Source organism: Olsenella phocaeensis (genome assembly GCF_048189965.1).
Lineage (GTDB): Bacteria > Actinomycetota > Coriobacteriia > Coriobacteriales > Atopobiaceae > Olsenella_I > Olsenella_I phocaeensis.
The window spans coordinates 101,644-128,243 of record NZ_DBEZHV010000011.1 but is presented as its reverse complement, the minus strand read 5'-3'; the positions used below and the strand labels follow the sequence as shown (position 1 = coordinate 128,243).

Annotated in this window: 21 protein-coding genes and 2 pseudogenes; 8 read left to right on the top strand and 15 right to left on the bottom strand. The window is 62.2% G+C overall.

Features of this window, described 5'->3' with window-relative positions; genetic code table 11:
• Positions 1-486 precede the first annotated feature (486 nt).
• The 3 genes from ACMPH2_RS05550 to ACMPH2_RS05540 are packed head-to-tail and all read left to right on the top strand — an operon-like array spanning position 487 to position 3,361.
• Positions 487-1,866, top strand: coding sequence for an FAD-dependent oxidoreductase (locus ACMPH2_RS05550; protein ID WP_417118836.1), 1,380 nt, complete (start codon positions 487-489; stop codon positions 1,864-1,866).
• 46 nt (positions 1,867-1,912) lie between these two features.
• Complete coding sequence (locus ACMPH2_RS05545) at positions 1,913-2,299, top strand: AlbA family DNA-binding domain-containing protein (RefSeq protein WP_417118835.1); 387 nt, start codon at positions 1,913-1,915, stop codon at positions 2,297-2,299.
• 33 nt (positions 2,300-2,332) lie between these two features.
• A complete protein-coding gene (locus tag ACMPH2_RS05540; protein ID WP_417118834.1) occupies positions 2,333-3,361 on the top strand; it encodes an ATP-binding protein in 1,029 nt (342 codons plus the stop codon).
• A 252-nt stretch (positions 3,362-3,613) separates the two neighbouring features.
• On the opposite strand, the pseudogene ACMPH2_RS05535 reads toward ACMPH2_RS05540, so the two are convergent.
• Positions 3,614-3,997: pseudogene (locus ACMPH2_RS05535) on the bottom strand (tyrosine-type recombinase/integrase); the annotation flags it as partial.
• Positions 3,998-4,154: 157 nt separating this feature from the next.
• A pseudogene (locus ACMPH2_RS05530) lies at positions 4,155-4,268 on the bottom strand (hypothetical protein); the annotation flags it as partial.
• Between ACMPH2_RS05530 and ACMPH2_RS05525 the strand changes: the two are divergent.
• Complete coding sequence (locus tag ACMPH2_RS05525) at positions 4,213-4,506, top strand: hypothetical protein (RefSeq protein WP_417118911.1); 294 nt, start codon at positions 4,213-4,215, stop codon at positions 4,504-4,506. The pseudogene ACMPH2_RS05530 and the gene ACMPH2_RS05525 overlap by 56 nt on opposite strands.
• A gap of 61 nt (positions 4,507-4,567) precedes the next feature.
• Here the strand turns inward: ACMPH2_RS05525 and ACMPH2_RS05520 are convergent, their stop codons facing one another.
• Positions 4,568-4,732, bottom strand: coding sequence for a hypothetical protein (locus ACMPH2_RS05520; RefSeq protein WP_417118833.1), 165 nt, complete (start codon positions 4,730-4,732; stop codon positions 4,568-4,570).
• Positions 4,733-5,518: 786 nt separating this feature from the next.
• The gene (locus tag ACMPH2_RS05515) at positions 5,519-6,034 is read right to left on the bottom strand and encodes a transposase (protein ID WP_417118832.1); all 516 of its coding nucleotides are present in this window, start codon (positions 6,032-6,034) and stop codon (positions 5,519-5,521) included.
• Positions 6,035-6,146: 112 nt separating this feature from the next.
• Between ACMPH2_RS05515 and ACMPH2_RS05510 the strand changes: the two genes are divergently transcribed.
• Entirely contained in the window at positions 6,147-7,040 is an 894-nt protein-coding gene (locus ACMPH2_RS05510; RefSeq protein WP_417118831.1) for a VaFE repeat-containing surface-anchored protein, read from the top strand.
• 213 nt (positions 7,041-7,253) lie between these two features.
• Here ACMPH2_RS05510 and ACMPH2_RS05505 read toward each other — a convergent pair whose 3' ends face one another.
• Positions 7,254-8,267 carry a hypothetical protein gene (locus ACMPH2_RS05505; protein WP_417118830.1) on the bottom strand — a complete coding sequence of 338 codons (1,014 nt, stop codon included), beginning with the start codon at positions 8,265-8,267 and terminating at the stop codon, positions 7,254-7,256.
• A gap of 73 nt (positions 8,268-8,340) precedes the next feature.
• The gene (locus ACMPH2_RS05500) at positions 8,341-8,916 is read right to left on the bottom strand and encodes a hypothetical protein (RefSeq protein WP_417118829.1); all 576 of its coding nucleotides are present in this window, start codon (positions 8,914-8,916) and stop codon (positions 8,341-8,343) included.
• Between the two features lie 171 nt (positions 8,917-9,087).
• Here ACMPH2_RS05500 and ACMPH2_RS05495 point away from each other — a divergent pair, with 171 nt between their 5' ends.
• Positions 9,088-9,873 carry an ATP-binding protein gene (locus ACMPH2_RS05495; RefSeq protein ID WP_417118828.1) on the top strand — a complete coding sequence of 262 codons (786 nt, stop codon included), beginning with the start codon at positions 9,088-9,090 and terminating at the stop codon, positions 9,871-9,873.
• A gap of 699 nt (positions 9,874-10,572) precedes the next feature.
• On the opposite strand, the gene ACMPH2_RS05490 is transcribed toward ACMPH2_RS05495, so the two are convergent.
• The 5 genes from ACMPH2_RS05490 to ACMPH2_RS05470 all read right to left on the bottom strand — a co-directional run bounded on the left by ACMPH2_RS05490 (position 10,573) and on the right by ACMPH2_RS05470 (position 18,226).
• Positions 10,573-13,776: an RNA-binding domain-containing protein gene (locus ACMPH2_RS05490; RefSeq protein ID WP_417118827.1), complete on the bottom strand. Its 3,204-nt coding sequence runs from the start codon at positions 13,774-13,776 to the stop codon at positions 10,573-10,575.
• A 205-nt stretch (positions 13,777-13,981) separates the two neighbouring features.
• Positions 13,982-14,335, bottom strand: a complete 354-nt coding sequence (locus ACMPH2_RS05485; protein ID WP_417118826.1) for a YraN family protein — start codon at positions 14,333-14,335, stop codon at positions 13,982-13,984.
• A gap of 747 nt (positions 14,336-15,082) precedes the next feature.
• Complete coding sequence (locus ACMPH2_RS05480; protein WP_417118825.1) at positions 15,083-16,015, bottom strand: ORF6N domain-containing protein; 933 nt, start codon at positions 16,013-16,015, stop codon at positions 15,083-15,085.
• A 106-nt stretch (positions 16,016-16,121) separates the two neighbouring features.
• On the bottom strand, positions 16,122-17,414 hold the full coding sequence (locus ACMPH2_RS05475; protein WP_417118824.1) for a tyrosine-type recombinase/integrase: 1,293 nt from the start codon (positions 17,412-17,414) through the stop codon (positions 16,122-16,124).
• Positions 17,415-17,836: 422 nt separating this feature from the next.
• Complete coding sequence (locus tag ACMPH2_RS05470) at positions 17,837-18,226, bottom strand: type II toxin-antitoxin system RelE/ParE family toxin (RefSeq protein ID WP_417118823.1); 390 nt, start codon at positions 18,224-18,226, stop codon at positions 17,837-17,839.
• A 145-nt stretch (positions 18,227-18,371) separates the two neighbouring features.
• On the opposite strand from ACMPH2_RS05470, the gene ACMPH2_RS05465 reads away from it, so the two are divergent.
• Entirely contained in the window at positions 18,372-18,764 is a 393-nt protein-coding gene (locus tag ACMPH2_RS05465; protein ID WP_009278863.1) for a PhzF family phenazine biosynthesis protein, read from the top strand.
• On the opposite strand, the gene ACMPH2_RS05460 is transcribed toward ACMPH2_RS05465, so the two are convergent.
• The 4 genes from ACMPH2_RS05460 to ACMPH2_RS05445 all read right to left on the bottom strand — a co-directional run bounded on the left by ACMPH2_RS05460 (position 18,759) and on the right by ACMPH2_RS05445 (position 24,646).
• Positions 18,759-19,925, bottom strand: a complete 1,167-nt coding sequence (locus tag ACMPH2_RS05460) for a Fic family protein (RefSeq protein ID WP_417118822.1) — start codon at positions 19,923-19,925, stop codon at positions 18,759-18,761. The two genes, ACMPH2_RS05465 and ACMPH2_RS05460, sit on opposite strands and share 6 nt — an antisense overlap.
• A 396-nt stretch (positions 19,926-20,321) precedes the next feature.
• Positions 20,322-21,266 (bottom strand): type I phosphomannose isomerase catalytic subunit, encoded by a 945-nt coding sequence (locus ACMPH2_RS05455; RefSeq protein WP_417118821.1) that lies wholly within the window; start codon positions 21,264-21,266, stop codon positions 20,322-20,324.
• A gap of 91 nt (positions 21,267-21,357) precedes the next feature.
• Positions 21,358-23,121, bottom strand: coding sequence for a class I mannose-6-phosphate isomerase (locus ACMPH2_RS05450; protein ID WP_417118820.1), 1,764 nt, complete (start codon positions 23,119-23,121; stop codon positions 21,358-21,360).
• Positions 23,122-23,224: 103 nt separating this feature from the next.
• The gene (locus ACMPH2_RS05445; protein ID WP_417118819.1) at positions 23,225-24,646 is read right to left on the bottom strand and encodes a tetratricopeptide repeat protein; all 1,422 of its coding nucleotides are present in this window, start codon (positions 24,644-24,646) and stop codon (positions 23,225-23,227) included.
• Between the two features lie 389 nt (positions 24,647-25,035).
• On the opposite strand from ACMPH2_RS05445, the gene ACMPH2_RS05440 reads away from it, so the two are divergent.
• On the top strand, positions 25,036-26,583 hold the full coding sequence (locus ACMPH2_RS05440) for a hypothetical protein (protein ID WP_417118818.1): 1,548 nt from the start codon (positions 25,036-25,038) through the stop codon (positions 26,581-26,583).
• The last annotated feature ends 17 nt before the right edge of the window (positions 26,584-26,600 follow it).

Here is a 26,600-nt window from a genome sequence, read left to right as displayed (position 1 = left end):
ACTTTGGCGAAAAAAACCAGTGTCATCTTGTGTCGTGCAGCGGTACTAACGTCATCGAAAAGGCCAGCTCACAGGCACTATTGTCGGTTCGTGTCTCCTTCTGTCAACTCAATCCAAGGCCCTCATAACCCGGAGGTCGTAGGTTCAAATCCTGCCCCCGCGACCAAAACTACAACCCCGACCTGTGAAGACAGGTCAGGGTTTTCTTTTGACCAACATTTGACCGCCAAAGATTTTTTCTGGCAGGTTAGAAGCCGCTCAGAAAACGGCGTAGCTGCCGCGTGACTGTGCGCCGGAGGCGTGTGCGTTAGCGTTGCGGCTGTGCTCGCCCTGGCTACCGTGCCCGTGCCACGCTCTTGACCCTGGGCCCTAGGACCGGGTGCGCATTGGTTTTCCTTGCCTGGATTGTGCGGAATTTTGCTATAAGCTTTGCACATACGTGCATGCTGGCAGTGCCGCTCGGTAGAGGAGACTGGGATGGTTGCTATGGCTCATACCTATGATTTGTTGGTCATCGGCTTCGGCAAGGCGGGCAAGACTATTGCGATGAAGCGGGCCAAGGCCGGCGATTCAGTTGCCCTAATTGAGAGAGACCCTCAGATGTATGGCGGCACCTGCATCAACATCGCCTGCATCCCGACCAAGACACTGCTGGTGGATGCCGACCGCCACAGGCGCGCCAGCGCTGGCGCCGCAGGCCCCGCCGAGGCAGCCGCCGCGTTCGCGCGCTCCCAGGAGCACCGTGACGGCTTCATCGCCAAGCTCAACGCCGCCAATCTCAAGATGGTGGCCGATGCGGGCGTTGAGGTCGTGGTGGGAGAGGCCCATTTCGTAGGCCCTCATGCGGTCGCCGTCGATACGGCGGAGGGCGTCGTGCGCATGAGCGCCCCGCGCATCGTGGTCAACACCGGGTCTGCCGCCTTTAGGCCCGACCTCCCGGGTATCGACTCCCCCCGCGTCTTCGACTCCACCTCCATCCAGCACATCGAGCATCTGCCTGCGCAGCTCGCCATCGTCGGCGGTGGTCCCATCGGCCTCGAGTTCGCCACGCTGTTCTCGGCGTACGGCACCAAGGTGACCCTGCTCGAGACGGCCGCGCGGCCCCTCTCCCGCTTCGACGAGGACGTCGCCTCCTGTGCCGCGGACGTCCTGCGGGCCCGGGGCGTCGAGTTCGTCTGCCAGGCGCGGACGCAGCGCTTCGAGGACGTGGACGGCGCCGTGCGGGTGGTCCTGGAGGACGGCCGCAGCGTCGTTGCCGATGCGGCCCTCGTGGCCGTGGGTCGTCGCCCGGAAGTCGCTGCGCTCGATGTCGCTGCGGCGGGCATCGAGCTCACGGAGCGGGGTGCCATCAAGGTGGACGAGCACCTGAGGACCTCCGTCGAGGGCGTCTGGGCTGCCGGCGACGTGAACGGCGGCCCGCAGTTCACCTACGTCTCCTTCGACGATCACCGCGTGATTCTCGCCGACGCCTGGCCCGAGGTCTACCCCGGCCTGGCGGGTCGCAGCACCGCTGGACGCACGGTGCCCACGACCACCTTCCTGGAGCCCCCGCTCGCGACGGTGGGCGTCTCCGAGGAGCAGGCTGCGGCTTCTGGCAGGCCGTATGCGGTGCGGAAGGCGCCGATCGCGAGCCTGGCGGTGATGCCGCGCCCCAAGATCCTCGGCGAGAGCGAGGGCATGGCGAAGTTCATCGTGGACACGGAGACTGACCTCATCCTCGGGGCGGCCCTGCTCTGCACGGACGCGCAGGAGCTCATCAACACCGTCGCCGTCTGCATGGCGCACGGCGTGAGCGCAACCGAGCTTGGGCAGGGCATCTACACGCATCCCAGCTCTTCGGAGGTATTCAACGCCCTGCTCGGCTAGCCAGAGGGGACGGGACTGCACCCTTTCTGATTTTTAGGAGACGCGCATGCAGCTGCCATTGGACAACAACGACCCTGGCTTCTTCGCCGAGGCGGACGAGAACCAGTACTTCGACCGGAAGAGTGCCCGGCTCAATCCCAAAGAGACGGCCCGGCACATCTGCGCCTTCGCCAACGCGTCGGGCGGCAAGCTGGTCATCGGGATAGAGGATGACGGCACGGTGACCGGGTTCAAGAGGGGCGGAGCGCGCAGCATCGAGGAGTTCGAACAGGCGGCGCTCGCGGGGTGCGAGCCCGTGCCGGAGGTCCATCCCGCGCGAATCCCCGTAATCAACTCGCGAGGAGAGGACGACCGCATCCTCGTGCTCGAAATAAGCCCCTCGTCGGGTCACGTCATATCCAGGCGCAGCGACAAGGCGGTCTTCCTGCGCTAGAAGGACAGCAGCGTCGAGCTCGAGCGCGACCAGGTGTTGGCGCTCGAGTACGACAAGAACCAGCGCCGCTACGAGGACGAGGTGCAGGAGCGCTCCTCGATAGGGGACGTGGACCCCGAGGTGATGGCCCGCTACAAGGCCGAGCTCGGCACGGAGGCGAGCGACGAGCAGGTCCTCCGGAGCCGCGGCTTCCTCCAGGACGGCCACCTCACCAACGCGGGAGTCCTCCTCTTCTCGGAGAGCCCCGCCAGATTCATGCCGTGGGCGCGGGTGCGCGTCATCCGCCTCGACGGCAGCAAGATGGAGACGGGGCGCAGGCTCAACATAGTCAAGGACAGGACCTTCGACGGGCCGCTCCCCAAGACCATCGATGGCGCGAAGGAGTTCATCTCGAGCCAGCTGAGGGAGTTCCAGTACCTCGGGGACGACGGCAGGTTCAAGGTCATACCGGAGTACCCGGAGTTCGCCTGGTTCGAGGGGCTCGTTAACGCGGTCACACACCGCGACTACGCGATGAGCGGCGACCACATCCGCGTGATGATGTACGACGACCGCCTCGAGATAACGAGCCCGGGCAAGCTCCCCAACATCGTGACGCTCGAGAACATGAAGTACACCCGCTGGTCGCGCAACCCTACGATCGCGCGCACCCTGGTCGAGTTCGGCTGGGTCAGGGAGCTCAACGAGGGCGTGCAGCGCATATACGACGAGATGGTGAGCTTCTTCCTGAGGGAGCCCACCTTCTCGGAGCCGAACGGCGCCTCGGTGAGGCTCACGCTCGAGAACAGCGCGACCTCGCGCGTCCTGCGCCGGGGCGACACGATCGCGAGTGACATCGGCAAGGACGCGCTTGGCGCCCTGGGCGAGTACGAGCTCGCCGCCCTCCAGTACGTGTACGGGAGGGGGCGGGTGACCGCCAGAGAGCTCGCCGACCACCTCGGCCGCAGCGTAAAGGTCTCGCGACCAGTCCTCAAGTCCCTGGTAAAGAAGGGGATTCTGGACTGGCACGGCAACAGCGCCCACGACCCGTCGCAGTACTATTCCCTGCATGGGTCCAAGTAGGTCCAAGTAGGTCCAAGTAGGTTCGAGTAAAGCCGGCCCGTCCGAGGGTCTCACAGGTAAAGGGGCCCGTGGAGGTCGAACCTCGGGTCCAAGTAGGTTCGAGTAGGTTCGAGTAAAGCCGGCCCGTCCGAGGGCCTCACAGGTAAAGGGGCCCATGGAGGTCGAACCTCGGGTTCGAGTAGGCTCTAGCGGCGCGGCTACATCCAGCGCAGCGCGATGCGCGCGACGGCCTTCAGCAACCGCAGCAGTGCCCTAAGCGCCCTCATGGCCGGCCTCCCTCCGCTTGGTCTCGGCGAGCATGGCCTCTAGCTGTCCCACGGTGAACGTGAGGCCCTCCGACTCGGCGGCTGGCTGTGCGACCTGCGGCTCCCAGAGCGCCGGCGAGCTCATGTCCAGGTCGAAGCTCTCGTCCACCTTGCCCACGGCGGCCCTCTTTGCCTCCGGGTCCACGTCCGCGTAGATGTCGAGCGTCATGTTCACGCTCGCGTGCCCCAGGTAGCTCGCCACGGTGCGCACGTCGCAGCCGTTCCCGATCATCATGGTGGCGAAGATGTGCCGAAGGTCGTGGAACGTGCAGTCGAAGCCGTTCATCTTGCAGAACGCCGAGAAAGTCCTTCCCCAGCTGCGTGGGGTTGTAGGGCCTGCTCTCGGGCTCCTGCGTCCCCAGTACGAAGGGGTCGCCGGCGGGGACTCCCATCTTGGCCAGCACGCGCCGGGAGTCGGCGCGCTTGGCCCTGAGGGTCGCCGCCGTGTGCGCCGTGAGCGGTATGGTGCGCGCGGAGCTTCCGGTCTTGGGTTCCTTCAGGTAGAAGCCGCCCTCGCCGTTGCCCAGCGCGTGGGAGACGGTCACGGTGCCGTCGCCCCCCACGTCGCTCCAGCGCAGCGCGCACACCTCGCCGCGCCTCATGCCGGTGGTGAGCGCGAGCTCTATGGCCAGGCCCAGCGGGCTCGTGGCCTCGGCCGCGACGGCGAGCCTCAGCATGCGCGTGCGCTCGGCGCGATCGAGCGCGTTTATGGGCGTCTTCACCCACTTGGGCGGCTTGCAGAACTCGCAGACGTTCTTGCGCACCAGGTCCTGCGACATCGCCCACTTGAGCGCCTGCTTCAGCAGGCGGAAGGGCTTGGCCACCGACTTCGGCGCGTAGCCGTCGGCGGTCATGCGGGCCATCCAGCCGTTGACGTCGGCCACGGTGAGCGCCGAGAGTCTCACGTCGCCCAGGTAGTGGCAGATCTGCTTTGTCTCGCGCGGTAGCTGCGTACCGTGGAGGACTCTATCGTCTTGGAGCCCTCCTTGTAGCGCAGGAACGCGTCCATGAAGTCGCGAACGCACACGTTGGACGCCGCGGTGCCGCCCTCCAGCTCGAGCTGCACTATGCTATGAGTTCGTCGCGCGCCTTCTCGGCTGCCCGCCTCGTCCTGCCCCTCGCGATGCAGTAGAGCCTCTCGGGCTCCCCGGTTATCGGGTTCCTGCGGGAGAGCGTCACCTCCCACTGGTCGGTGTCGCCGCGCCTCCTCAGGCCCCCTGCTCGCGTACTCCATCGGTCCTCCAAACGTCCGTTTTCCACAGCCATTTGTTAACCGACATTCTCACCGACATCAGAACCAACAAATGACCGACAAACGGATGTCGGAAGGACAGGAAACCCAGAGCGCACAGAACGTGGAGAATGGGAAAACCACAGTTCAGGTACCGTTCGCTGCAATTCTGGAATCGCTGGAACTGGTATGAAACGCCCTCTGGGTCGCTCATAACCCGGAGGTCACAGGTTCAAATTCTGCCACCGCGACCATAAAACTGGAGGTCAGCGGCGAAAACCCCTGGCCTTTCTTTTAATGCGAGAGAAGCGTTGTCAAGCGGCCTGCCGTCACTTCCAGCCAGGCGTGGGCCTGGGGGCACGCATCTCTTGGTCGACGCTTGCCTGGCAAGCTAATGTTCGCGGGCTTGTGCCCGCGCCCCTGCCGGTCATAGGGCCCAGCAATTGGTAGGGAGGCGTGGTGCCGCAGTTCGATTCTTCGCCTGGGAGCCTCGTGCGAACGTCAGTCTTTGTGGCGGACGCAGCCTTGCGGTTGTCCAAAAAAGGAGTCGCGAGCGGCTCCCGGCGGTGCGTCGAGGGCCGCAGGCCCTCCTGGCAGAGATGCCCATGGGATACGGGGGAACTATCTGTGATAGGTGCCTTCCGCCCCACGGCCTATCTCCCAGACCCAGCAGGCGAGCTCGCGGGCGCAGGCGTTGCCGCGCGGGCGTATGGCGGCAGTGGGCGCGCCCCACTCGCCGGGGAGCCGCTTGGGCCTTGCCGAGCAGCTCGCATGGTGCCAGGCGCTCTCGACGGGCGTCCTCCTCGACGCGGAGTTGCCCGCTTTGGCGATGTGCCCCGTCTCCTCCCTCTCGCCTGACGAGTGCTCGGAGGGGACGAGTCCGCACCAGCTCGCATACTCCGGTGCAGCGGGGAACCCCGAGAGGCAGCCAGCCTCCGCGGCCAGGCAGAACGCGCTTATCTCGTCTATGCTCCTGACGCAGGAGAGGGCGCGCACGGTGGCGGCCCACCTGCCCTTGCGCGCTCCTTCCTTTACCCGCCTCTCGAGCTGGCGCCTGTCGGTCCCGGCGCACCTCACGCAGGTCAGGTGGTGCAGGAAGGCCTGGCGTGCCGCCCCGCCAATGAGGATGCGGGCCACACGGCTCTGCGGTCTTCGAGCTCACGCCCGAAGGCGAGTTCACCGAGCAGGTGGTGCGCGGCGACCTCGCGCTCGTGAAGGTGGCGGACGGCACCAGCAGCGACTCGCGGGCGTGCCCTTCAAGATCACCAGCAAGACCACGGGCGAGAGCCACATAATCGTGACCGACGGCAACGGCCAGGCCTCCACGGCTGCCAGCTGGAACGCCCACACCACGGACACCAACGGCGGCACGGCGGAATCCGGCGTGTGGTTCGGAGGCTCCGACCCCGACGACGCCAAGGGCGCGCTGCCCTACGACGACTACACGGTCGAGGAGCTCCCCTACGATGCCAATGCCGACCGCACGCTCATCCCGGCCTTCGACGTCTCGGTCTACCGCGATGGCGTGACCGTGGACCTGGGCACGCTCACCAACGATGCGCCGCCCACGCAGACGCCTCCCGCGTCCGGCGTGCAGACCGAGGCGACCGACGCGGACGACGGCGACCACGAGGCCGTGGCCGACGACTCGGTGACAATCATGGACACCGTCTCCTGCACGGGGCTCACGCCCGGCGAGGAGTACACGCTCACCGGCATGCTCGTGGACAAAGAGACCGGCGAGCCCGTGCGCTCGGACGGCAAGGCCGTCACCTCCACCGTGGCCTTCGTGCCCGACGCGGCGGACGGCACGCAGGAGGTCACCTTCACCTTCGACGGCGCGGAGCTTTCCGGGCACGCGGTCGTGGCCTTCGAGTCTCTCGCCCTGGACGGCCAGGAGGTCGCGTCCCATGCCGACGTGAACGACGAGGGGCAGACCGTGGAGCTCGTGCCGCCCGAGACTCCCGAGACTCCCGAGACCCCCGAGGCGCTGGCGCCCGGCGGCAAGCTCCCGCAGACGGGAGACGAGTTGCCGATAGCGGGCATCTGCGCCCTGGCTGCGACGGGTTGCGCCGCCTCCGTCATCGGCATCGCGCGCAGCATCGGCACGCGCCGCGAGGAGGACGAGGGGGAGGAGGTCTAGCATCATCGCCTACATAGCCGGCTTCCTCTCCGGCTTCGTGACGCTCGCCGCCTACGCCTGCTGCAGGGCATCCGGCGCGGCGTCGCGGGCGGAGGAACAGGAGCGATAAGAATACGAGAGAGAATGTGAACGAAATGCACCCCGGTCATCCGAGGCGCATTCTGCTATCAGTTCGGTGTTTGCCCTATTGTCAGAAAAACAGCTTCCAGGCACTTAGCTCCATGTTTTCGTGCTGAGTGTTTTTGCGATTTCTTGTACGTCAGGGAGACTGTCAGCGCCTAAAACATCAGTGAGGTCGAAGATCCTTGCTCCCATTGGAGCGTACGGGGTGACTTTTCTGAAATCAGTCTCAACAAATTGGTCCACGAAAAAGTATCTATGCTTTTCTGCGGCCAAGTCATAGCCGTAATTTTTCCCGTCCTTTATCGCCTCAACGATTGTGTCCATGTGTTCTTTTGTGCACTCCCCGAATTCAGGCTGATACCGCATTTTCCCAGATTCTTCCCACGCCACAATGCGCACGCAGATTTTCCCGATCGCCCGGATACTCTTGTTTTTGTACAAGCCGAGATAGTCATGTGGTCTAAATCCATGTTCGGCTTTGTCGTAGTACAGACCGCTCTTCTTATTGAAGTCAAAGGTGGTGCCGCATAGCCGCATGCGCAGGTACTTCCAAGAGTCCTGCTCGACAATCAGATTGTCATGGCGGCAGTAGTCGATGTAATCGTCGAGCACCTCCTGCATATCGTAATCATGGTCATCGAGGACGTCCTGAACCGCATCTGCCAACTCTTTGAATGTCATGTTTACATGAACGATGCCAAATTTTTCGCCCGAGGCTTTTTTGTGCTTTGATATCTCAGCCTCGACGAGCTTCTTTATGCTTTCACTCATTGGAATAGGTGCAAGCGTAACTAGCCGCTTGTATTTTTGATCGTCGAATGCAGCAAGGTGATTCACTAACTGATTCAGATCGAACTTATCGGACCGTTTTGTCTCCACGACGACCTTGAAGCTTTCCTGGGTAATCGTCGCGTCGGGAACGCTGGACTCGTTCTTCTCCTGCAGGGTAAAAGTAACCTCCGGTTCAAAAGCATCGGATTCTGCCTTTAGAAAGCGGAAGAACTTATCGGGGGAATACTGGTATAGGCGCGATAGTAACAGCATCGTGTTCGCAGTCGCAACGTTTTCTTTTTGCTGGTAGCGTTGGAAGTAATGAATTTTCATTTTTCACCTGGCTAATAACGTGCTTTGCCTTAAGAGGATTATTGCATCCGCAGGGTTGAGCTATGCGTATTTTCTAGGTAAGCGGACCCTTGCTGAATCTCTCATCAGTATTTTCTTGATTGGCACACGTCATCTCATGCATCCCCTCCACAAGCGCGTACGTCGCAGGGTCGAAGCCCATCAGGCGGCAGACCTCCGCTTCCACGTCGGTGCCGTCTGCATCATCGCCCACAAGCATGCTGAACGTGCGATGCGCCGAGACCGCCTGGGCGGGCAGGCCGCCGGCGATGCGCGAGGCCCACGCCAGGCGGTTGCAGTCCACGAGGCCGTCTCCCACGCGCAGGAGGGCGAGCTCGCCGTCCACCGTCACCATGGAGAGCCGCGGCACGTCCTCGCCGTCCGCCACGACGACGCAGAGCCCGTCGCGCCTGCGGGCTATGGGGAGGCCCTCCGGCCCGGCGGGCGCGTCCTGCCCTGGCGCGGGGTACCAGCGCATGGAGAGGAGCAGCGTGCCGCCCTCGCGCATGGCGCCTGGGAGGTCGAGCGACCAGTCGGTGACGACGTTTCCGCGGTGCATGCTCGCGTCGGTGAGATTGGCGGTGTCGAACGCGTCCATGCGCCCGTCCTGGTAGTAGGTCTTCACGATCATCGCTGGGTTTCCCTTCCATCATCGCGCTGGCGTGTGTGTTGGTGCACGCTTGCGTGTTCTGGGGCGTTGCCACGTTGCGCGCTTGCGCCTTGGGTGCGGGAGAAGGGCTTCGACGGTCTCGACGCATAGCGCCGCCCTGTGCCGCCCTCCTTGAGGATTGTAGACGGTAACGTGACTTACCTCACGCGCGGTAAATCACGTTACCGTCTACACGAGGGGTACGACCGGGCCTCGGCGAGGCTGCCGCCGACGCTGACGAGGGAGGGCATCGTCACCCGCGCGCTCGTCCGCAAGTCGCAGAACCTGGCCCCCTACGGCCCCGTGGGCACGGGCAAGGCCCGCACGCTCGTGGCGACCGGTACCGCCGCCCGCCCGACGGGCGTGCGGGCGAGGTGCTTCGCCACCACCGAGCTCGCCGCCGCGCTCTCGCAGGCCAAGCGCGAGGGCTCGCCCCAGAGGACGACGAGGTCGCTTGACGGGACTGGCCCGCCGCCCATCGATGAGTTCGGCTACGTCCCCGTGGACGGGGACGGCGCGAGGCCGCTCTTCCAGGCGATCGACGCGAGCTACGAGGGGCGCGGCCTGGCAATCGCCGCCAACGTCGACCTCTCCAGGCGGGGGTCCGTCCTCACGGGCGGCCAGATGGCGGCTGCCATCATCGACGGGGTCGCCCATCACGGCCGGCCCGTCGTGTTCGGGGGAGGGAGCCACAGGCTAAAGCGCGCGCTGACGCGAGCCTCCTGGCCCCAGTGTGAAGGGAGGGAACTCCCCACCGCGAGGGTGGGGAACTCCCTCCGTGATTCCGGGGAATTAACTGTTGACAGAGACAACGATGACGAGCCTTTCGAGGAGAAGATGGCAAGGCTCACTGACGAGCTCTCCAAGTGCTTCGAGAAATCGAATCGCCTGCAAGTGGAGATTAAGAAGAACCTGGAGGCTATCAGGTATGGGTGCTAAGTGGTGTACCTCTCCTTTAGGTGACTTTACTGGCTATTTGGCAGAGGGAATCGTCCCAAAATACATCGACGTGGGTAACCCAAATGCGGTTTATGTCGTAGGTCAGCGCCGCGTTAGAAATCAACGTCTTAGCCTTGTTCCTGCAAAATTGCATGACTCTGCTAAGAAAGCAGTGAAGCCAGAAAAGGAGCTAAGGGGTAACGACATCCTGATAAATACGACCGGCATCGGTAGTGCTGGACGCGTGGCTCAGGTGCTCGATTGTTTGATGTGGCCTTAAAAGGATGTTGACTAAGCCCAGCATTTCCACCCGTTCAGAAATCTAGGAGCAAGGTTCTGAACCATGAAAAGACTAAGCCGCCATCATGAACGAGCGCGAATTCATCGATGCCACTACGGCGTCTTTCAGTGTCGGAGCCACAGTAACCTTGTCTGAGTTCACAAATCTTTAGGATTAGCGGCCTCACATTACCCCCCCGTTGAGCGAAACTTTTGCATTGCTAAACCATTCTTGTAGCTGACGATATCTAGGAGAGAAGCTGATATCCAATCTGATGGTTTGCGTGATACAAGCTTATTGAATTCGGTATCTAATATCGCTGCCAAACAATCATTTAGTGACTACTGGCAGGCGGCGACAAGAAGCGATAATTCGGAAGCAGCAATATCAGGCTTATTCCAGAAATAGCGTTGCAATGCCTACGTCTGCTCTTCTTTCTGCTCACGCTTCCCATCCATCTCATATTCCCTGGCTAAGTTGCGGATAGCGGCGGCAAATTGCATGAATCCAGCATGCTCCAGCTCAGTTGCTTTCACGTCAAAGTTGCGTGCTATTTCGAAAAGAGATTCGCCATGCTCGCCAACCCAGATTGCACCCTGCGAATTAACTGCTTCTTCAGAATATCCGTTAAGCATGTGTTCATCTTGATCTAAGTATTTTGCAACCCCCTTGTCAATAAAGAGGCCATCGACATCTGCAGGGGCGTGGAGGAAGCATCTGCCAATTGCATGGCTGGCTTGGTTGATGAGTCCGGCATCACTTGCAAGTTCATTTACACGTAAAAGCCAGCTATCTGATTCGTCATGATCAATTTCGTCCTCGGTGCTTCCTGGTACCACACGCCAGGCGTTAAGTACTTCAAAGGCTCGTTCTTTAATGCTCTTAACTTGATCTTTATTGCTCTCATCGCAGTCTTTACTGTAAAGCAAGCTGAGTATTGCTATGAAAAATTCAGGGCTTTGTGACATCAGCTTAAAAAGATGGAGGTTTGAATCGGGGTATAAAGCCCCTGCATTGCGAAGGAGCGGAAGCCACTCAAATTCCTTCCAGGCAAGCGCCTCAGTAGGATGTCTTGCATCAAGGTATGAGCATGCAACGCTCAGATAGTATTCGCTTAACTCCGTTCCCGCATCTATGGGAGAAAGTCCTTGCAGTGCTTTATCTACTACACATGCATCTAGCTCTAGTCCTTGCGAAATGCACAAACCGGCATAGGTAGTAGCAACGCCGTACCTTTCCTGCGAGGTGTACATACTAATGGCGTATTCAGCTTCAGCAACAGAATCAACGCTCAGGCATGGGGGAGCTATTTGCCAATACAAGGAAGCCCGTTCAGTACCCAGCGTGTTCTCGACGGCTTTCCATACACGGGGTTCACAGGATAGGTGAGCGTAGTATATGGCGGTTTTTTGTGCAGACCAGTTCTGCTTTCTAGGTAAATCAAGGCAAGATTGTGCGTCGTTGATATAGATACCCGTAACGAAGCCAGCAAAGGTCTCCTCCAAGCTTTTCTCGTTACTTAACCAGTCAATAACCTCCAAAATTGCATCTTCTGAATGGACGATTGCGGACGCACTTGCGCCGAGCGAGCGACGCTCTGTGCAGTTCAATGCAAGGCGTTTCAGCGCATCGGTCCCCTCAGATTTATAAAGCGCATCAATCGCTTTCTCTCTTTCATCTTCCACCTCATTTCCACTTGCGCGGGATTCTGTATTGGATGCCAAGGAGTATGTTGCATGGGTAAAGAGGAACAGCGCTATGAGGTACGGATCATCTGGCTTTAATGCACGTGCCGCATCGCCCAAGAGCGCATATCCATCATGATCAACGAGCTCATTGTCCTTGCCAAATGTTCGATAGCGGCGCAACAATATCTCAAGCTCGTTCCAGACCCTAAATGTATCAGCATCTGTTAAATGCTTTTGCGTCCTGTTTAGAAGCTCTGCGAAACGAGGTATCTCTCCAGCCATGTCGATAGAGTTGACCGCTCCAAGCAAGTCGATGATGCGGTCGGCATTACCCTCAGCAGCATCAATCGCAACTTCAGTATATTCCTGACTGACTTGTCGATACTCGTCCATTTTAACAGGCTCATCAAAGGAGATCGCGGGTAGGTAGCGTGGAGTAGGAATGGGTATCGCGGTGCGAGTTGCGCCGGGCAGCAGCTTCAATAACGATTTCCAGCAACCCTTGTCAGCTAGCCTGCGACCCATCGCAATTCTCGTTTGGATGTCTGCTCGTGTCTCCGGTCTCCATGGCAGGAGGACGCTCTCTATCGCCTGTGCTGCTAAGGGAGTTGTGTCGTGGAGCTTTTCTAGGAGAGACATTGCCTTTGCGAATGTCTTGGGGTCTTGTGCGGCATACTGTACGCCTGTGAAAAGACCGTAACCGTTGCTAACGCCAAAAGTGGATGGTGCTTGTTTAAGGAAGTCACCGAGGCTGCCTCCTTCATCATAGGCGCATTCAACCAAGGCGAGATAGAGGTCAGGAGATGCTTCTGCCAGTAGAGGAAACTCGCTGTCCGCTGATGCAAGCACTCTCCAATCTGTTGTGCAAATTATCTGTTTCATAGTATCGCTTACGAACCGGTCGACTGCTCGCCTATCGCAGTGGGGCAATTCAACAGCTGCGGTTCCGATAATTGCGAGAAACTCGGCAACGCCCTGGCGCATGCCTGTCGAGCACGGGTTGGCCCTCCCGTAAATCGCTGCAGCGAAACGACTGTCCGCCGGTAGGTCGTACTTGGGGTCTACTGTCGATAGGATGCTGCCAATAGTCGGTTGAATCTCATGAAGCTGCGCGAGTGTTAGATGCTCTGAACAGCGCCTAATATTCTCAACTCTGCTTGGAATGGTCCATACAGAGCCCTCTACCGCAAGAATTGAGGGTTCGTTTGCCCTGAGCTCTCTTAAGGGGGTAATCCATTCTTCATATTTCATCTTCGCGGCAGCTTCGATAGCCTGAATATCTCCAGGCAGCGTTTCATCCCACGAGCCAAAAATCGCTGCAAGCGCAAAAATAGAGGTGCCTCTTGCATCAAAGGCAAAAGTACTGGCATCTACCAATCTAGTGGGAGTTTCGGGCTGTTTTTTGAATTCGAGGATTCGCGTTCTGTCGGATTGCATCAATGGGCGAACGCGGCTGCCGTTGCGAGTAAAAGATGCTCCTTCAGAAATGGATTTGCGTTTGCGCAATAGGGCATTCTGTCTAGTTGAGGAGTCATCTGGTGGGATGTCATCAGATACCCCTTCTGCCATCTCATATACCTTTCCAAAATTACTCGATGGTATGAAGAAGAACCCGAAGAGCCTCCTCGCGAGCTTCTCATCGTCCAAAATTCGAGACGCTTCGATATCGGCAAACTGAATCGTTGGGCGGGGGCTTATCTTCTCGAAGAGTTGCTGGTATGTGGCATCATCGTTTCCTTTACTTCGGTCATACCCACATGGTGTTCGCTCCTGATCTTTGACTCCGTACACGAGAAATCTGTCCTCATCAGGAAACTCGGATGAATTTAGAAGACTGAGTATGTCCTTATAGAACTCACAGCGATGGAGCTTTATGTCATGCGGAATTTCCTTGTACTCAAGCGTTGAGGTTTCAGGAAGGTCTTCGCTCGACAAGATGAGCTCCCTGAGCTTGTCAGTTAATTGCTGTGAAGAAATTTGACCCATAGCGCTCCGCACAATCGATACTCTCCACTAGAAATTTTATATCTACCTATGTGCGACATAGTTCACCGTGTTTTATGGGAGATTATTTGAGTCGCAGACGGATGTGAGCCAATCTGCTCCGAGTCCGAAGGCCCGGAGCAAGATTCCTTAGGGCCTACCTCCTGTCGTGGAGGACGTTCTTGTGGTGGCGCAGGAGGGCCCTCTCGGAGCCGGTCACCAGGAGGCTCACGATGCCGTAGCGGATGCTGGTGAGTCCCTCCACCTCGGCCTCGGCGAGGTAGGCCGCCGCGATGCGCTCGAAGCGCCCCTGGTCGGGCTCCTCACGGGGCATGTCGTAGCCCCCGCACTTGGTGGCGGTGTCCACGAAGACGAGCTCCTCGTCGTCCATGGCGATGGGGTCGATGCTGCCCGAGCCGCGCGCCCAGCCCTCCTCCAGGACCTCGACGCCCCTGTGCTTCAGGTACGCGCGGATTGCCTCGTGCGACCTCTCGTCGATGCTCTTTCCCATGGCTGTCTGTCTCCTCGTGTTGGGGCCCGCCCCCTTGGCGCGCCTTGTGGTGCGGATGGCGCCTGCGGGAAAGCGGCAGCGCAAGGGGTAAAAGCGAAACGCGGATGCGCCCGAGTTTTCCGAGGGGCGCCTTGTGCCTCTCGGAAAAGTTTTCGCGCCCCTTGCTCTAGAGCGACCGTGGGCGAGTCTTCGCTCCCAAGGCGAGGCGGGGTGGGGCGTGCGCGGAGGCTGCCCGTGGGATTGCGGCGATGCGGTTGCCGCGAGGCGTTGCGTGTCTGTGCGCCGGGGCGTCTGGCGGAGGTGCGGTGCGCTGGCTGGCTGGCTGCTGGCGGCTTCACTGGGCGACCGGGCGCTCTCGTGGATGCCGTGCGGTGTGCGGTTGTCATGCCCATGAGGTGCTCGGGGCGCTTCGTGCGTCGTGGTCTGCCCGCTGCGGTGCATGGAGGCCCCTGGCGTTTGCTTTGACATTGTGTCTGGCGGCTGGTTGAGAGGGTCGCTCCGCCACCACGCCGATCGTCTCGACGGGAGGTAGGCCCATGCGGCCGTCCCTGCCTTCGGGCCCGGGGCAGGGCAGATTGCAGGCGCATCGCATAAAGAAGACCCGCCAGTGTGCATGCTCGGAAGCGGAGGCCAGGCGGGTTTACTGGTTACGGTTTATTTCATTTATCACGCGCCAGGTTGGCTTAGGGGCTTAGGCGCTTTGAGGTCGCAAACTGCGGCCTCAAAGATGTCACACGTTTTAATCTCTTACTCGTCGAGCGCGGCGATAATCGATTCAATGATGCTTGAGCCTTCGAGCTTGGTGATGGCGAAGCTCTTCTTGCCTGCGTCCTTCAGCGATGCTCCAATCAGGTAGCCCTCGGCTCCGTCCAGGATGAGGAAGCGGTCGTGGAACGAGGTCGTGTGCTTGACCACGAGCGTTGGGTACTGCGCGTTGAAGGTCGCTACGTCGCGCTCGGTGAGGCTGGTCTTGGGGTGCGTCCACACGGTGGCGGAAACGCCGGGTTTCTTCTTAGCAAGGATGTTGAGTGTCCCCGTGTCCACGTAGCCGTCGACCAAGACGATCTCGCGCTTTGCCCTCTGCACGAGTGTAACCAAGAGCTCAAATGCATCGTAGACCTGCCCCTCGAAGAAGACCTTCTGGTTCGGCGCCTCGTGGGTCTCCATGTAGTCGAAGACGCGCTCGAATCTCTCATCTGTGCTCTTCTGATACTCAAGCTGCCTGAGCTCAACCGTGCGAATCTGCTCGAACATGGTGGCGTTGGATGCGATGAAATGGCGCATCTCGACGAAGGCGTCCATGATGCGCACGCTCACGTCGATTGCCGTGTCGCTGCGCAGCACTGCGGAGAGCATCGACACACCCTGCTCGGTGAAGACGCGTGGCATATAGCGCCACCATGTGTCCCGTTCTACCAGTTCAGGATGTAAGGTCACAATTTGTGACCTTAGGCCTTCGGCCTCTTCTCGCGTTGTGCGGAAGCAGAACCGCTCGGGAAAGCGCTTGGGGTTTCTGCTTACAGCTTGGTTGAGTGCCTTCGTCTCAACGCCATACAGCTTGGCGAGGTCGCTGTCGAGCATGACCTGCTGGCCTCGCACGGTGTAGATCATGTCTTTGATTTGAGTACCGCTTGAGAGCGCGATTGATGCCTCTGTCTTGGGAGGTTCTTTATCGGGCATAGCCGTGGCCTTTCTGCGCGAGCCGTTGATGCAATTTTATCAAGCGCGCGCTCACATCCATCGCGATACGGCGCGGAAGAGCCAGCGCACGAAGCGCCAGACGAGCCTAAAGACGCCCATGACCCGCCTCCTTCTCCTCTGCTGCGGCGAGCATCGCCTTGAGCTGGTCAACCGAGAAGCTGATCGCGGGCTCGCGGCGCTTGGGAGCTCCGATGACGTTGTCCATGATGGCGTCGCCGTAGCCGCTCATCTCGGCGTCGAAGCTCTCCTCGACCTTGCTCACGGCGGCGCGCTTGGCCTCCGGGTCCACGTCCGCGTATATGTCCAGGGTCATCGACGCGCTTGCGTGTCCCAGGTAGCTCGCCACGGTCCTCACGTCGCAGCCTCCCGCGATCATCATGGTGGCGAAGGTGTGCCTGAGGTCGTGGAAGGTGCACTTGAAGCCGTTCATCTTGCAGAAGGCGGCGAAGTCCTTCCCGAGCTGCGTGGGGTTGTAGGGCCTGCTCTTCTCCTCCTGCGTGCCCAGTATGTAGGGGTCGCCGAAGGGAAGAGCGAACTCGTTGGCGATGCGCACGGCGTCCGCCCGCACCAGGCGCAGCATGTCGAAGGTGCGCCTGGTAAGGGGAATCGTCCTCAGCGAGCTCGAGGTCTTGGGCTCCTTCACGTAGAAGCCGCCGTCGCCGTTCCCCAGGGCATGGCTCACGGTTATGGTGCCGTCGTCGGAGAGGTCGGACCATCTGAGCGCGCATGCCTCGCCGCGCCTCATGCCCGTGGTGAGGGCGAGCTCTATGGCTATGCCCAGGGGCGCAGGCTGCGCGCGCCTCGCAAGCTCCAGCATGCGCGTGCGCTCCTCGCGCGGCAGGGCGTTGATGGGCGTCTTCACGCGCTTGGGCGGCTTGCAGAAGTCGCAGGGGTTCTTGGTGATGAGGTCCTGAGCCATGCCCCACTTGAGCGCCTGCTTGAGCAGGCGGAAGGGCTTTGACACGCTCTTGGGCGCGTAGCCGTCGGCGCTCATGTCGCGCATCCATCCCGACACGTCCTCCACGGAGAGGTCGGCCAGGCGGACGTTCCCGATGTAGGAGTCTATCTGGCGCGCCTCGGCGCGGTATCCGCGCACGGTCGAGGGCTCTATAGTGCCCGAGCCCTCCTTGTAGACGAGGAACTGATCCATGAACTCGCGCACGCTCATCGAGGAGCCGACGGCCCCTCCCTTGCGCTCGAGCTCGAGGATGAGCGCGTCGCGTGCGCGCTCCGCCTGTCGGCGCGTCTTGCCCTCGACCGTGTGGAACGTCCTCACGACCTCGCCCGTCACGGGGTCGGTGTGCGAGAGGACCGCCTCCCATCGGTCGCTGTTTCTCCGTCTCCTCAGGCCACGGCTGGTGTAGGTAAGGTCCTGCATCTCCACTTCCTACCACTCGGTTTTCGACAGCCGTTTCTGACCGACACTGTGTCCGCCAAAACGAGGTTGGAGATGCAAGAGAAGCAGAATCCTGCAGACCGTCGGAGACGCGAAGAGACACAAAACGCCTGCTCGGCGCAGTGCGTCCAGACGAGGTAGACGAGGGAGAATTTGCGGAACCTCCAGCTTGACTCGCTCATAACCCGGAGGTCGCAGGTTCAAATCCTGCCCCCGCGACCAGAAACACAATCCCGGCCTGCGAAAACAGGCCGGGGTTTTGACTGTCACGTGACCGATATTGCTACCGACATCTTACCGACAAGTGCGAAAGCGCACGGCGAGGCAAGGACGCGCGTCGATATTGCTGATCTCAGGTCGTGCGGGACCGTCTTCCCGTCACTCGCGGAACCCTCACCTGACGATCACGGAACCCCCGCAGGACGAGCGGCATGCGGGCAAACGCCTATTCGCCATCCTCTGGCAGCCGGCTGCCTCCCGGCGTACCAGCCCATGCGCGTGAAGTCGGACGGGACATGAAGGACGCGCCAAATCTCGACGAAACCCTCGGCGTCGTTCACCCAGTAGAAGACCTTGAATCGGTCGGTGCCCGCGCTGCGGTACCCGTGCAGGAGGCCGTGCTCCCCGTCGAACTGGCAGACGGTGGACCGAAGAGAGTGCTCAGCGATCTCGCACATCTTCGCGTCTATGTCGCCCGACACCTCGTCTGCGGTGTCGGCCCCGCGGGTCACCCTGACCCAGTCCTCAATGCCGGAGAGGTCCTCGTCGGCAAGCTCGGTGAGCCTGAACCTCATAGCGTGGCCGACCCGGGACGGCGGGTGCCCTTGCGCGCCAGGTGGCGCCTCTCGTGCTCGTCCTCCGACACGTACGTGAGCTTCCCGGTCCGTTCAAGATTCACGATGTGACGGTTTGGAGCAACAGTAATGGACATGCGCCGATATGCGGCGGACGGACGCATTCGCCGAAAAGGTCTTCTCGGGGAACCCCGCCGCGATCTACATAGTTGATTCTTGGCTGGACGACCGCCTCATGCAGGGCATAGCCACGGAGACCGCCCTCGGCGTGCGGCCCGTCGAGGCGTGGGCGGGTTGCGACCTGCTGTGCGTGCTCGGCTCGGAAGAGGAGGTCCGCTCGCTTGAGCCAGGCCTTGACGCGTGCGAGGGGCTCGACGGATTGCTCCGACACGTCACGGCGACGGCTTCGGAGTACGGCTGCGTATCCCGCTCGTTTGCGCCGAAGCGCCGTAGCCGCTGGCTCTGGGTCCTGGCTGCCGCGCCCCGCGCGTTCGCCTGTGTTTCTAGCATGCGCATCAATGCGCGCAAGGCCCTATAGTGGCTCGCTCCCTTGTCTCAGGATGCTGAGATATTCCTCGTACTGGAATGTGCGATAGCGGCGCCTGCCAGTCTCATGCTGCACGAGAATCCCGAGCCTTTCGAATCCCTCCACTAGCTTGCTGGCAGTGGTTCGGGCGATGTTCAGCTTTTCGGTAACGTCGCCGATGCTTACGAAGGGACTTGCTTCGAGGAGGTCCAGCAGACGCTGACCATTCTGTACAGACACCCCCGTTGCCTTGCCCAGCTTTTCTAGGTTGCATCGGCGAAGCTCGACGAGCCGATTCAGTGATTCGATGGCATCATCGGCGCTTTTTATGAGGCACTTGCAAAAGAATGCGACCCACTCTTCATAGGCTCCCCTCTGTCTCACATTCATGAGTCTTGTGTAGTACTCGGACCTGTTTAGTTTCAGGTAATACGAGGGATAGAACACGGCACCCGTCAGCACTCCATCGTTAAGCAGGGAGAGCGTAATGAGCAGCCTCCCGAGCCTGCCGTTGCCATCCAAAAAGGGGTGGATGGTCTCAAACTGGTAGTGTACAAGCGCGGCCTTGAGTATCGGGTCAACAGAGTCTGCCTCGTTGATGAAGCGCTCCAGTTCCGAAAGCGCGGCATTCATGTCTTCGATATTGGGAGGTATGTAAGCTGCCCCCTTGATCGTGCAGCCTGTCGGTCCAACCCAATTCTGGGAGGTCCGTACCTCTCTTGGATTCTTCTTTGCCCCTCGTGTTCCATCGAGGAGTTTCTTGTGAACCTCACGGAGCAGTCTCATACAGAGGGGAAGGCATTTCATTCTCTGGACCGCAAGCTCCGTTGCCCTCACGTATGCCACAACATCAGCGACTTCATGCCCGATGAGGTCCGTCCTTGTGGGGTCAAGCACGTCGTCGAAGGTACATTGTGTCCCTTCGATCTGTGCGGAGAGGAGAGCCTCTTTGCGCACGTACATGGCGAGATACATGTCTGCGTTGGAGATGAACCTCAGCATCCCCTTCAGCTCGCCAAGCTTGAGCGAGCAGGTGCTAAGCAGGCGGTTGGTGTCGCTTCCGAGCCCAAGGGGGACAACCTCGTTTAGTGGGGTGGGCACGAAGGACTGGTACTCCATGGCACCATGTAGGTTCTTGCGCAAGAATCCCTGTCCGCTGGGGACGAACTCCATGATTCTCCTTATGACTGGAAGGTGTCATTACAGAGAACATGATAGATTCTAACGACTTTTTTCGCTCAAAAAAAGTCGTTAGAGCATCTCGAGTGACTCTAATGACTTTTGGGTGACGTTACACACCCTGCATCGCATTCCGAAAATTGGGACAGCTGGGTCACGTGCAATTTGGGATATGAGAAGAGCACCCGGGCGCCGAACGCGCCGATGGCAGGGCTGGCGCGGCAGACTCAGAAGAAGGCATAGGGAAGGCATGGGGGGCGCACGGTCTCATCTCTCGGAGGTCCTCGGAGGGAGCGGATTCACAACTCGTCCGAGATGACAGGAATTCGTTGACTCGGACGAGTTCTGCACGACCGGCTGGCACGACCAGCTGGCACGAGCCCAGAAGACTCAGCGGCGGTGGGGTATGCCCACGAGCAAGCGGCAGTCGCCCGTCACCAGGACGTCTCCGAGCGCTGCGGGAAGGAACGTCGACTCGGTGTAGCCCAGATGCGTGCTCGTACCCCCGCAGACGAGGTCGCAGGCGCCCCTCACACACGAGATCGTGCGGAAGCGGGCGTGGTTGGCAGGCAGGACATGGGTGTCTGCGACGTCTATGAGTATGACGTCAAACTCCGGGGAGCTCACGAGCGTCCTCTCCTTGGGCATGCCGTCAAGGGGTGTGTGCACGACATTGCCGCGATAGTCGAGCCTCACCACGTCCAGGCTTCTCCGCACGTGCAGCTCTCGCTCGTTGCCCTCATCGTCCTTGCGATGGTAGTCGTAGAAGCGATAGGTGGTGTTCGAGTTGGTGCCGATCTCGAGGGCTAGGATTCCCGCGCCCAGGGCATGAAGGGTGCCTGCGGGCACGAACACGAAGTCGTCCTCCGTCACGGGCACGCGACAGAGGTGGTCCTCGATGCTGTCGTCGGCAATCGCCCGCGCGACCTCGTCCTTGCTGGCCAGGTCGCAGCCGACCACCAGCGCTGCACCGGGGTCGGCGTCGAGCACGTACCAGCCCTCGGTCTTTCCGTGGTCGCGCGCATGCGCCTGGGCATAGGCCTCGTCGGGATGTACCTGTACCGACAGCGGATCGCGTGCGTCCAGGAAGGCGAGACGCAGGAGCTCCGCGTCGCCCATGCCCGGCCCCTCCATGCCCTCGGGGTCGGAATCGATGAGCTCGCGCAGGGTGCGGCCGGCGTCGGGGCCGTTGGCGACCACCGACTGGGCATGGGGATGCACCGAGATCTCCCAGCTCGTCCCCTCGCCGGCCGCAGGACGGTTCCGGAGGACCGAGAGTCGCTCGCCAGCCCAGATGGTCCTGTCATACAAGGGAATGAGCTTGAGGGGCCGCATGGGACTCTTCCTTTCGACGTTGTGGTCGGGCAAGGACCTTCGTGACCTATCGCGGTCCACACGTGCGACGGGCGCACCCGCTGCCTGCCGCCTAAAGGTTGCGGACGAAGGCTTGGATGACGCCGACGTGCCGCGTGCGGTCGCCGGTGTTCTCGATGCGATAGCGCCCCACGCTCTGGGGCACGACGAAGGTCTCGCCGTAGTAGACGTCGAAGGGCTCGAAGCTGCCGTCCAGGCTCACGATGCGGGCGCTCGTGCCCTCCACGAGGTTGAGCATGTTGACGCTCTGGTGGCAGTCGACCGTGGCGGCATCCTCGAACCAGTGGCGGTCTGTCTCGATGAACTCGAGCTCGTGGAGGCCGGTCCTTTGGATCACCACGCCCTCCTGGTCGGAAAGGTCCTGGTGCGGGGCGTCCGCCCGGTCGATCAGCTGCGAGAGGGCATAGTCGGTGTCGCGGTCGAGCTTGATGTTGGGCGCGCCGTGGTCGACGTGCACGGGGCGGGGGACGCCGTCGAGCCCCACGCGACCCCAGTCCAACAGCTTGAAGGTGAAGATGTAGGGTGTCGCGCTGATCTCGAGCACCACGGTGTTGGGCCCGGCGCAGTGCACGGTGCCAGCGGGAATCGACACGTGGTCGTGCTTCCTCACGGGAAAGCGGTTCACGAAGCGCTCGTCGTGGAAACGGTCCTCGCCGCGCTCGGCGCGCTTGAGGTCGGCCACCATCTCCTCGCGGCTCACGCCGGGCCTCACGCCCAGGTACACGCAGGAGTCCTCGCTCGCGTCGAGGATGTAGTAGCTCTCGTCCTGCGTGTAGTGGATGCCAAACCTGTCCTGCGCGTACTCCACCAGCGGATGGACCTGCAGGGAGAGGTTCTGGCCACCCATCGTGTCGAGGAAGTCGAAGCGGATGGGGAACTCCGCCCCGAAACGGGCGTGGACCTTGGGCCCCAGGAGCGCGTCCGGCTCGCGCAGCACGACGTTGATCGCAGGAATCTCCAGGCGCACCCCATCGAAGTCGAGGATGACGCTGTTCTCCTCGGGCACGCCGTCGAAGGCCCAGCCAAAGTTTGGCGCGTCGGGGTCGAGGCCGAAGCGTCGCTGCATCCAGTGGCCTCCCCAGACGCTTGCGTCGAAGTAGGGGACGAGGCGGAAGGGCTGGCGCGCGACCTGAGCGAGGCCCGCGCGATAGGCGCCACCCGGCACCATCTTGGGCTCGCCGGGCACGTTGGTCTTGAGTTCGAAGTCCACGCGGTCGAAGAGCGCCCGCTTGCTGCGGTCGGCCATGTGCCACTCGAAGAAGTAGCCGCGCTTGAACTTGCGCAGGGCGTCCTCGTCGGTGTTGTCTGCCTTCCAGTTGGGCATGCCGGCACGCAGGCGCAGCTGGATCTCCCAGCGGGTGAGGTCGGCGTACAGCAGGAGGTCGGGATTAGGGCAGATGACGGTGGCGCCGACGCCAAAGACCACGGAGAGCCCCGGGGCGGACGAAAGCCTGGCGCGTGCCTGCCTCACGCGGTCTGCGTCGAAGAACTCGTCCACCGTGTAGTGGGAGAGGACGCCAAACACGCGGTCGTCGGTGATCGTGTCGGCGATGCGCGCCTGCACGCGCGGGGCGTCCCATGCGTAGTCGTCGGCAAGGAGGGCAGCTTCGGCGCCAAGCGGTTCCACGAGGCCCTGCCGGATCTCGTCCATGTTGGTCCCCGGATAGCATTCGATGGCGAGGGTGAGCCTGCTGCCTCTCTCGCCCGCGAGCTCGTCCAGCCTGCCTCTGACGGCGGCGAGGACGGCGGGCCAGCCGCGGACGCCCCTTTCGGCGTCGTGGATCCTGACCTCGGGACGTAGCCTGTAGTCGCTCATGAGCGTCCTTTCCACTGCGCACCTCGCCCTCCCGCCTGGAGCCCTGCTGCCGCTCGCCAAAAGCGGGCGACTGACGTCACGCTGCGAGCCGAGAGACGCAAGCCTACTCTCTCGCTAGCCGCTCCAGTCCCTCGCGAGCGCGCGCCAGCTGGCCCTTGTGCCAGGGCTGGTCCGGCACCGCCTCGAGGAGGCCCGCCTCGGCCTCGAGGCAGAGGTCGCGAGCGCAATGGCGGTCCCTCTCGCCCCCTCGCCCGTACTCGAAGCAGCCGGCGAGCCTCAGGGCCGCGCTTCCCCAGACGGCACCGTCCCACTCGTCCTTCGCGCGCTTGTAGGCCATCTGGTAGTAGAAGTAGGCCTGCTCGTCGTCGCGTCTCACGCCGCGCCCCTGCCACAGCAGGTCGCCGTACTTGCACGCGGCCTCGGCGTTGCCCAGCACCGCCGCCTTGCGGAACCACTTCGCGGCCGCGTCGAAGTCCTTCTCGCCCAGCCGACCGTACGAGCAGACGTGGCCCAGGTTGCACATGGCCCGTGCGTTCCCACGCTCGGCCGATGCCTGGTAGAAGTGCTCCGCGAGCTCGAAGCAGACCACGCGGTGAATCCCCTCGCTGACCATGCCCTCCTGGCAGTAGCGCGCGCCGATGGCAAGCGAGAGCTCGCCGTCCTCTCTCGCGTCGACCTCAGGGTCGTAGTCCTCTGCGCCGAGGTCCTGGGCCTCGGACGCGTAGAGGCCCAGGACCTCGCCGTCCTCCTCCGCGCGGGCGATGCCCAGCCACAGCCTGCTTCCCGGCCGGGGGAGGTCGGGGCCGGCCTGTAGGTCGCCGTCAGCGGTCCCGACGCCTTCCGCGGCTCCCGGTTCCGTGGCCCCCTCCTCGTCCGGGAGCGGCACCACGGCGGCGAGCGTCGCCTCCCAGTGCGGCGCGTCGGGCTCGTCCGGGTCGATAGCGCAACGCTCGACGCGCGCGAAGACGCGCCAGGGATGTGCGTCCGCGTCGCCCCCACCCTCGGACGGGAAGAGCACGGCGCTCACGACGTCGGGGTACAGCGGGTCGCGCCAGCGGTCGAGCCGCTCGCCGCCGCGCGCCTCCTCGACGCCCGGGGACTCCTCGAATAGCTCGCCGATCCATCGCGTGCGCGCCTTGAGCATTTCGGGCATGTCCTCCCGGCTCAGGATGTCGATGACCTCGCAGTCGGGGGCATCCTGGTCGACGATGCGCTCCGGCGTCAGCCCAAAGCCGCCGAAGAGGTCGTACTGGGGCATGGTCTGGTGGTCGGCGGTGCTGCACGGGCACAGCAGGTAGAGGCAGACGCCGTTTTCGTGGTCGACGCGCGGCCAGGCCAGGCTGGCGTCGGCATCGAAGTCCCAGTGGCCGGGCAGCGCCTCGAGGGCCTCGGGAGGGAGCTGCGGCTCCGGCGCGGATGCGATCTGCCGCGCCAGCTCCCCAAGGTCGTGTCGGGCGAGCCTGAGGTCGACGATGACGGGGTGGCCCAGGTATGCGCGGAGCGGCAGCTCGGACAGCTTTTGCATGGGGCCTCCTGCATGCGCGAGGGCGGGCGGTCGGCGAGTCGGTTCCGCGGGCGAGCGACGGCTCGGCGCGTGCACCCATTCTAGGGGAGGGGCGCATGGCTGGGGGAGAGGTGCGCATTTCATTTCTAGAATGTACGCCGTCTCCTGCTGACCTGGGAAAACGTAGGCAGCCGTGCATTTCATTTTTGAAATGCACGGCTCGGTCGTCGGCCGCCGCCAGCAGTCAGCCGCCAGCCGGCTGCCGTCCGTAACTGTCGTCAGCTCGCTCACAGACGGCTTGCTGCCCCCCGGCTAGTTAGCTGCCAGCTAACGACTGCCGCCTCCCAAGCTAGCAAGATGGGCAATGCGGGCAACGCCCGCACATCTGCAGCCGAGAGATGGGGGGTCACATGAGCGAGAGGGAAGAGACGTTCGAGGAGGCTTCGGGCCCCGTGCCGGAAGATGCAATGACGGCCGCGGAGCTTGCTCCGGCGTTCGCCAATGACATTGCCAGGGCGGCCGAGGAAACGCTGGCGGAGGCCCCTTCCGAGGCGGGGCGCCTGAGCCGCCGCGTCGCAGGCATGGAGCTGGGTGGCCTTCTGATGGTCGCTGCCGCACTGGTTGCCGCCATCGTCTCGGCGACGGTGCTGGCCGACCACTTCTCGAGTCCCGACGCCTGGACTTCGCAGATTGCCTCCCTCAACGCCCGCGCCGAGACGGCGACCGGACTGGTCACGGTGGCCACGGCGCTCTCGGCCGGCATCTCGCTCATCCCGGGGGACTTCGGTGCCCCGATCGCGGAGAAGCTCGTCGAGCTCAGCGTCGACCTGGGCATCGTCCTTGCCGCCATCTACCTGGAGAAGTACCTCCTCACCATCTTCAGCCTGGCGGCGTTCAGGCTGCTCGTCCCCCTGAGCTGCGCCCTCGCCGTCGCCGCCGTGGTCGCGAGCGGACGCCTGCGCTGGGACCAGAACGCCGGCATGCAGGCGCTGCTGCGCAGCTTCGCCCTGCGTCTGGCCGACTTTGCGGTCGCGGGGTTCCTGGTGGTGCCGGCCAGCGTGATGGTGTCGGACGTCGTGCAGGCGACCTACAGGGCGGACGTCGAGACGGTGACGGCCGCCGTGGCGTCGGCTCCGGAGGAGTCTCCCATCGAGGAGCCCAAGGCGGAGGAGGCGGCCCCGGAGCCCGAGGCGAGCGAGCAGACCCAGGAGGACAGGAACGTGCTGGACAGCTTCCTCGGCTGGGTGAGCGACCGTGCGGCCGACGCGACCATCGTCGCGAGCGACGTGGTCGATGCCGCCGGCAACGCGGTCCAGACGGTGACGGATGGAGCGAAGTCGTTCATCGAGTCCGCGAAGAACGTCCTCAACCGCATGATCGAGGCCTTCGCCGTCATGGTGGCGACCTGCTGCGTGATCCCCATCGTGACGCTGCTGTTCTTCGTGTGGCTCGCCAACACCGTGCTCGGCCTGGGCATCAACATGCCGGACGCCCGCGGGCTGCGCAGGCCCGGGCAGCCTGTCGCCGCCAAGGCGCTGCGCCGCAAGGGCTCCGCTGCGGGAGAGGGGGAGCTGGCCGCGCGGTGGGTGGCCGGGGTCACCTGCGGGTTGGGAGTTGGCGCCGCGTGGCCGAGGGGCTGCGCGGCACCTTCTGGTTCGGCACGCGGGCAGCGAGGTTTTGGGGGTGGCGCGCGCGTGCGGCGAGCACGCGGTTGCGCACGCCCCTGGCGGCGGGCACGCTGTTGCGCACATCGGCCCCTCTCGCCAACTGCGAAAATGCGGAGCTGTCTGTGCGTTATTGCGTGCTGGTTGAAAATGACGTGCGCATGCGCGTGCTGGACGCATGGATGTGTGCGCAACAGCGTGGCGGGCGAGAGACGCGGGCGCAATTCTGCGCGTCCGGGCCTCATGTGTCAGTCGTGTGACGCTTTTCTCGCCTTCCCACCATTTCCGGATTAGTTAGTTAGTCTAACTAA